The sequence below is a fragment of the Candidatus Symbiopectobacterium sp. genome, assembly GCF_020054415.1.
GTDB lineage: Bacteria > Pseudomonadota > Gammaproteobacteria > Enterobacterales > Enterobacteriaceae > Symbiopectobacterium.
In genome coordinates, this window is the sequence record NZ_JAHWCO010000195.1 from 1 (window position 1) to 7212 (window position 7212).

The 7212-nt window shown below is 50.4% G+C and carries 6 protein-coding genes, 3 pseudogenes and 1 riboswitch; of the genes and pseudogenes, 3 read left to right on the plus strand and 6 right to left on the minus strand.

The window, feature by feature from the left end; translation table 11 throughout:
* A pseudogene (locus tag QZ506_RS05715) lies at positions 1-117 on the plus strand (IS5/IS1182 family transposase); the annotation flags it as partial.
* On the opposite strand, the gene QZ506_RS05720 reads toward QZ506_RS05715, so the two are convergent.
* Complete coding sequence (locus tag QZ506_RS05720) at positions 85-807, minus strand: TonB-dependent receptor plug domain-containing protein (protein WP_291969684.1); 723 nt, start codon at positions 805-807, stop codon at positions 85-87. The pseudogene QZ506_RS05715 and the gene QZ506_RS05720 overlap by 33 nt on opposite strands.
* A 263-nt stretch (positions 808-1070) precedes the next feature.
* A pseudogene (locus QZ506_RS05725) lies at positions 1071-1223 on the minus strand (hypothetical protein); the annotation flags it as partial.
* 30 nt (positions 1224-1253) lie between these two features.
* Positions 1254-1466, minus strand: a riboswitch (cobalamin riboswitch).
* 131 nt (positions 1467-1597) lie between these two features.
* On the opposite strand from QZ506_RS05725, the gene trmA reads away from it, so the two are divergent.
* A complete protein-coding gene (trmA, locus tag QZ506_RS05730) occupies positions 1598-2704 on the plus strand; it encodes a tRNA (uridine(54)-C5)-methyltransferase TrmA (protein ID WP_291969686.1) in 1107 nt (368 codons plus the stop codon).
* Between the two features lie 140 nt (positions 2705-2844).
* Here trmA and QZ506_RS05735 read toward each other — a convergent pair whose 3' ends face one another.
* Together QZ506_RS05735 and fabR are read right to left on the minus strand one after the other, a co-directional pair.
* Positions 2845-3216, minus strand: coding sequence for a YijD family membrane protein (locus QZ506_RS05735; protein WP_291969688.1), 372 nt, complete (start codon positions 3214-3216; stop codon positions 2845-2847).
* Positions 3217-3326: 110 nt separating this feature from the next.
* On the minus strand, positions 3327-3962 hold the full coding sequence (gene fabR, locus QZ506_RS05740) for an HTH-type transcriptional repressor FabR (RefSeq protein WP_196907442.1): 636 nt from the start codon (positions 3960-3962) through the stop codon (positions 3327-3329).
* A gap of 217 nt (positions 3963-4179) precedes the next feature.
* Between fabR and sthA the strand changes: the two genes are divergently transcribed.
* Positions 4180-5598: a Si-specific NAD(P)(+) transhydrogenase gene (sthA, locus tag QZ506_RS05745; protein WP_291969690.1), complete on the plus strand. Its 1419-nt coding sequence runs from the start codon at positions 4180-4182 to the stop codon at positions 5596-5598.
* Here sthA and oxyR read toward each other — a convergent pair.
* Both oxyR and QZ506_RS05755 read right to left on the minus strand, forming a co-directional pair.
* Positions 5581-6498, minus strand: coding sequence for a DNA-binding transcriptional regulator OxyR (oxyR, locus tag QZ506_RS05750; protein ID WP_291969691.1), 918 nt, complete (start codon positions 6496-6498; stop codon positions 5581-5583). The two genes, sthA and oxyR, sit on opposite strands and share 18 nt — an antisense overlap.
* Before the next feature lie 388 nt (positions 6499-6886).
* A pseudogene (locus QZ506_RS05755) lies at positions 6887-7202 on the minus strand (IS1 family transposase).
* Positions 7203-7212: the final 10 nt, after the last annotated feature.

Here is a 7212-nt window from a genome sequence, read left to right on the forward strand (position 1 = left end):
GGTGGTCATCTAAGTCTGAGAGACTACGATGCTCAGGTGGGTGAAGCCATGGCCATGGTCAAAGCGCTTAACCGGATCACGCTATCAGGAATGCCGAACAGTATTCGCATCACGTAACAATCGACCCGTATGGGGCGCAGTCATTACAGGTTCTGATTTATTCAACAAAGCCTCCTTCATGCTGAAAACGTAAGCCCGAATCAAAACTTTTGGAATAGAGTTGGCGTACATCACTATCGCTATCAGAATAAATCCGATCGTAATCAGTCGTGTTGTTGTAACCATAAGAGCGGAAAAAAAACCGGCCAAATCATCATTGAAGTGATGTTCAACGCTGCACCAGAGCGATTTGCTGCGAAAACCGTCATTATCTGCATCAGCAGGTACTGTTGAAGAAGGATATACGTTGTATACCTGAGTTTCGTCAAAAGCCCCTGCCAATGTTACCGCCGTATTTTCCCCCAGATGTTGACGAACACTCCCGTCATAACTCTGAGTACGTTTTGAACCCATGCCAGCTTGCAGTTTTCCACCATCACTTTCTTTTTGCGTAATGATGTTAATAACACCGCCAATGGCCTCAGAACCATACACTGCGGAGGGCGGGCCACGGATAAACTCGATACGTTGAACCAAAGAAACCGGAATCTGGCTGAAATCAATGCTACCGGTCACGCCCGTGGACGCCAAGCGCACACCATCCACCAATACCAATACATGGTTGGAGTTCGTACCCCTAATAAAGAGAGAACTCATTTGCCCACGTCCACCGTTCTGCCCAATATCCACACAAGGTAAACGACGCATCACATCATTTAGACTTTTCGGCTACCAATGATCGATATCCTCTCGAGTCACGACATCAATAGGCGCCAACACCGTATTCACCGGCTGTTGGGCTTTGTTGAATAATAGGTAATCATGCTGTTTTTCCATGCCAGTTTTGGTTGAAAATGCTTGTCATCTCAGGTGTACACTTTTCTAATGAAGCCTAACTGCATGATTTTACGTTGCGAGGATCCGTCGTTTCACTGGGCTGCCAGCATAAAATCTATTTATTCAACAAAGCCCGGCTGTTGAAAACGGTTAGCGGTAACCACCATGGTGTTGTTGTCAGTTTGCTGCGCACAGCCAGAAAAAGCCGTGGCAGAGAGCGCCGCCAGCAGCGATAATTTTTTATAAGACACGTAGTTAGCATCCAAATCACATTGAGGATGCCGCATTACCACAATCGATAGCTCGCGACGATCGTGAACATTGCGACGTAAACCGGCAGGTCTTCGGGCTCGGGTGACATTGCTGTTGCAATCATAAACGACGACTTCCCACCCGCAAGCAGTGTCTGCATTCAATGCTGTCGTTTCTCTTCCCCCTACCGCTGCGCGTCAGATCCAGGTTTTCACCGGATTCCATTTTAACTCACACTGCGTAGCACGCAGTGCAATACCGGCACGCTATGCTACGATGGCCGCTTACGGATGTCTAGACTTCCACGATGTGAAATTACTATCGCAGCAACAACGCTGGACATCCCTTCGAGATGCCCTACAATCCCGGCCAGTAAACTTCTTTTCACCGTTTTTAAGCCGAGAACACCATGACGCCAGAGAACCTGCCCATCGAACAGTATGACGACCTGCTTGCGGAAAAGACGGAACGTCTACGGCAGATGATGGTGCCCTTTGCTGCGCCTGAACCAGAGGTGTTTCGTTCTCCAGTGAGTCATTACCGTATGCGGGCCGAATTTCGCATGTGGCACGAAGGGGACTATCTCTACCACATCATGTTCGATCAGAAGACCAAACAGCGGATCAGAGTCGATCAATTCCCTGCGGCCAGTGCGTTGATTAATCGACTCATGCCCATTCTGATCGATGCACTACGTAACGATGTGATACTGCGCCGCAAGCTGTTTCAGATTGATTATCTGTCGACGATGAGCGGTGAAGTGGTGGTGACGTTTATCTACCACAAGGCGTTAGATGACGCGTGGCAACAGCAGGCACACGCGCTGCGTGATGCACTGCGCGCTCAAGGATTCGCTCTGCAACTGATTGGTCGGGCAACAAAAACCAAAATCTGTCTCGACAGATATTATGTCGACGAACGCCTGCCCGTCGCCGGGTGTGAGATGATCTACCGCCAGGTGGAAAACAGCTTCACCCAGCCCAATGCCGCCATCAATATCCAAATGCTGGAGTGGGCGCTGAAGGCTACGGCGGGCTCAACCGGCGATCTGCTCGAACTTTATTGCGGTAACGGTAACTTCTCATTGGCATTGGCACGTAATTTCAATCGTGTATTAGCCACCGAAATCGCCAAACCGTCCGTCGCCGCAGCACAATTCAACATTGCCGCGAACCAGATTGATAACGTGCAGATTATCCGCATGGCAGCGGAAGAATTTACCCAAGCACTACAGGGTAAGCGTGAATTTACCCGTTTGCAGGGTATCTATTTGTCCGACTATCAGTGCGACACCATTTTTGTCGATCCGCCACGTAGCGGCCTGGACGACCAAACGCTGTCCATGGTGCAGGGTTACTCGCATATCCTCTACATCTCCTGCAACCCGGAAACCCTGTGCAACAACCTGACCCAACTCACGACGACGCACCGTATCACGCGTCTGGCACTGTTCGATCAGTTTCCCTACACCCACCATATGGAATGCGGCGTGCTGTTAGAAGAGAAGAAGGCGTGACCTCCTTCTCAGACTGATGACAAAGCCCGTTGTTAGGTGAAGTGCGGCGATGGGGTCGTAGCGGCGTGAGTCGCCGGAGCGCCCCTCGTCGTGATTCGCCGAAAAACACGGACATGGAGAAAAGGGCTTGCCCGTAATCATCAGGATGTAGGTGCGTCGTCTACCGTGCGGCGCTTTTTAAGCCGCAAGCCAATCCAGAACACCAATACGACACACAGTAATGAAGGCAGGAAGTTGGAGCCAATCTGCGGATATTCAACGCGAACCAACGCGCTATACAGCAGCAACCCCAACAAAAAGCAGGCGGCAGCCAGCAGCGGTATGCCTTCAGGCATCTCAATATTGAGGTAACGCTGGTGCAGGCAGTAAACCGAGAGCACCAGGGAAACCAGCGGAAAGACAGAAAAGGGCACGATTGAACTTAACAAGGCGGCAAATGAACCATTGACCGACAAACCGGCGATCAATGCCAAAACCAGGGTGCCTTTTTCTTGATGATGGTATTTTGTCATGATGTCTCCCGTAGTTTTAAACACTCAAGCGTTTTAAACACTCAGGAACACGATGAGAAGCCTACTGCGTATCGCCTTAACAGAGGGGAAACATCACCTCAGGTTCGCTGCTACACGTCAGACGTGTTCACTTCCTTCTCATGTTCCTTTCTGTACCAGTAGTAAGCCCCTTTGGCAATCAGGCGTAATTGCAGCACCAGGCGTTCTTCCAATTGCCGCCGCTGCTCAAGTCCAACGTCCAACGCCTCTGCGCCAGCGCTAAACACTATCGTGACCATGGCTTCAGACTGGGCCTCCGCAAATTCACGCGGGATATGATTTTCCACTTCAAGATAGTCCGCCAGTTCCGCAATAAAATGCTGGATTTCACGGGCTACAGCAGCACGAAACGCGGCGGAGGTGCCCGAACGTTCACGCAACAACAGACGGAACGCATTGGGGTTGTTGCCAATGAACTCCATAAAGGTGGCGACCGATGTGCGGATAACGCTGCCGCTTTTGGCAATGCGCTGGCGTGCCTGTCGCATCAGTTGACGCAACATCAGGCCGCTTTCATCGACCATCGTCAAACCCAATTCATCGACATCGCGGAAGTGGCGATAAAAAGAGGTGGGAGCGATGCCCGCCTCACGCGCGACTTCACGCAAGCTCAGGCTGGCGAAACTCCGTTCGGCACTGAGTTGACTGAAAGCAGCTTCGATTAAGGAACGGCGAGTGCGTTCTTTTTGTTGTGCTCTGACACCCATATTTTGTGTTCCGACGCCCATATTCAGCTGACACCATCCGCTTTCCTCTCTAGGAAAGCACTATAGCAAACTTTACTTGCGACATACTGAGACAAAGTTTGCCATATTGAAAATGAGACAGAGGATTGTCATACCAGCAGCAGGGATAAATTGGGTTATGCACGCGGCAGTGTTACAATAGCGTTATCCGCTTGTATAAAAACAGGATTACCCTACCATGACACAACAAGCACAAACTCAGCAACCGTTTGATTATGATGCCATCATTATTGGTTCCGGCCCAGGCGGCGAAGGCGCGGCGATGGGGCTGGTAAAACAAGGTGCCAGAGTGGCCGTCATCGAGCGCTATAACAACGTCGGCGGTGGGTGCACACACTGGGGAACCATCCCCTCCAAAGCGTTGCGCCATGCCGTCAGCCGCATCATCGAATTTAACCAGAACCCGCTGTACAGCGATAATGCACGCCCTATTCGCTCCTCGTTCTCCGATATCCTACGTCACGCAGACAGCGTCATCGGCCAGCAAACCCGTATGCGTCAGGGTTTTTACGAACGTAACCATTGCGAAATATTTTCAGGTGAAGCGCATTTCATCGATGAGCACACGGTTGCCGTGCAGTATCACGATAATATGCAAGATACGCTTACGGCCGCTCATATTATCATTGCCACAGGATCACGCCCCTACCATCCGGCAAACGTAGACTTTGCACATCCCCGTATTTACGACAGCGATTCTATTCTGGAACTGGATCAAGAGCCCCAGCACGTGATTATTTATGGCGCAGGCGTGATTGGCTGTGAATATGCCTCAATCTTTCGTGGCCTGAGCGTAAAAGTGGATCTGATCAACACCCGCGATCGTCTGTTGGCGTTTCTCGATCAGGAAATGTCTGACGCCCTGTCCTACCATTTTTGGAACAATGGCGTTGTCATTCGCCATAACGAAGAGTTCGAATCGATCGAAGGCACCGCTGACGGCGTCATTGTTAACCTTAAATCCGGTAAAAAGATGAAAGCCGACTGCTTGCTGTACGCCAATGGGCGCACCGGCAACACGGAGACGTTAAGGCTGGAAAAAATCGGTTTGGTGCCCGACGGGCGCGGCCAGTTGAAAGTCAACAGCATGTACCAAACCGCGCTGGCACACATCTATGCGGTGGGCGATGTCATCGGCTATCCCAGCCTGGCTTCAGCGGCCTACGACCAAGGACGATTGGCGGCGCAGGCCATCGTCAAAGGCGACGCCAGTGCACACCTGATCGAGGATATCCCAACGGGGATCTACACCATTCCGGAAATCAGTTCCGTAGGGAAAACCGAGCAGGAGCTTACGGCGATGAAAGTGCCCTATGAGGTTGGGCGCGTGCAGTTCAAACATCTGGCGCGGGCGCAAATCGTTGGCATGAACGTGGGAAGCCTGAAGATACTTTTTCACCGAGAAACGAGGAAAATCCTTGGTATTCAATGTTTTGGCGAGCGTGCAGCGGAGATTATTCACATCGGCCAGGCCATCATGGAGCAAAAAGGCGAAGGGAATACTATCGAATATTTCGTTAATACAACCTTTAATTACCCAACGATGGCCGAAGCTTACCGAGTGGCGGCACTTAATGGGTTAAACCGCCTGTTTTAATGCACTGTCCAAATAGTGCTGCATATGTTCCCGCACCGCGTCCGCCAGCTGTTCATAGCGACCGCGCAGTGGCGATCCTGGGCGGTACACCAGCGCGACAGTTCGCTTCGGCTCCTGCTTGTGGCACGGTAAATAACAGACACCATCACGCTGGCGCTCATGAGGCACCGCCAGTGAAGGCAGCAAGGTGATCCCACCGCCTGCGGCAACCATGTTGCGCAACGTTTCCAGGCTGGTGGCGCGAAAATGCGTATCTTCATCTGCCCCTGCCTGGAAGCAGAACCCCAATGCCTGATCGCGCAGGCAGTGCCCATATTCCAGCATCAGCAGTTTTTCACCGGCCAGATCGGACATAGCAACACGCTCACGGTTTGCCCACGGATGATCCTGATAAATCGCCAGTCTCATCGGTTCGTCAAACAGTGGTACTTCGATAAATGCTTCCGATTCCTTGACCATCGCGAGAATGGCGCAGTCCAGCTTGCCACTATCCAGATGTGCCAGTAGTTGATGCGTCTGCGCTTCATGCAGGTACATTTCCAGCTTAGGAAACGTGCGATGCAGCATGGGAATGATATGCGGCAACAGGTAAGGCCCAACGGTGGGGATAAGCCCAATATGCAGTGGACCAGACATGGTCTCTCCCTGCTGGCTCGCCATCTCTTTAAGCACTTTGACTTCGCGCAGCACGGCCCTTGCCTGTTCGACTAGTAGCAAGCCAGCCTGAGTAAACAACACTTTTCTGCTGGTGCGCTCCAATAACATCACGCCAAGTTCATCTTCCAGTTTACGAATTTGACCGCTGAGTGTCGGTTGGCTGACATGACAGGAGTCCGCTGCACGCCGGAAATGACGGTGTTCAGCTAACGCCACCAGATACTCTAGATCCCGAATGTTCATTTATCATTATCCTTAACACGATAGCCAAAAACGATAGGTAGGATACCAATCAATGGTAATCACTATCAACAAAGAAAACGTTTGGTTCCCGACAACAACGGTATCTTATCGGTTAAAAAATATAACCAGCGACGGCGTTAAGAAAATGAAATTTGTTTCACTATTGAAATTTTATAAAACCTTCAATGCTGGATAATCATAAGATGCAAAATATTAAAAAACACACAAAGCCGACACACTTTACCGAGGTAGTGGTAATAACATAGCGCATCAATAATGACATAATTATTCTACCCTGCAACATATCAATGAAGCTTGAATAAAAAGTTGAATCGAGCCGTGCGCATCATACGCATCAGGGTCGTGTATTCAATGAGTTGATGTAGCATCAAACGTAGTACTCGCGTTCGATGTAAGTACCGATGATCCTATCGTGCATTTCGGATGATTTTGAATATCCGAGCGTCTTGCGATCGAGCCATTGCAATCGGTTACGCAGTGTCAGATGTGCACGCCCAATACGCTGTGTATACAGCTTGCTAACAACGTGTTTTACTTTTGGAAGTTCGTCACTGTAAGCCCTGTAGCCATCCGTGTTTGCATGACTGACGACGGTAACGCTGATGGCCACTTTTGCCATAACCGTGTTTTTTCACAGGAGATGTCTGTTCACAAAACGGGCATCTTACATCAACTTTAGCCACTGTATTCCAC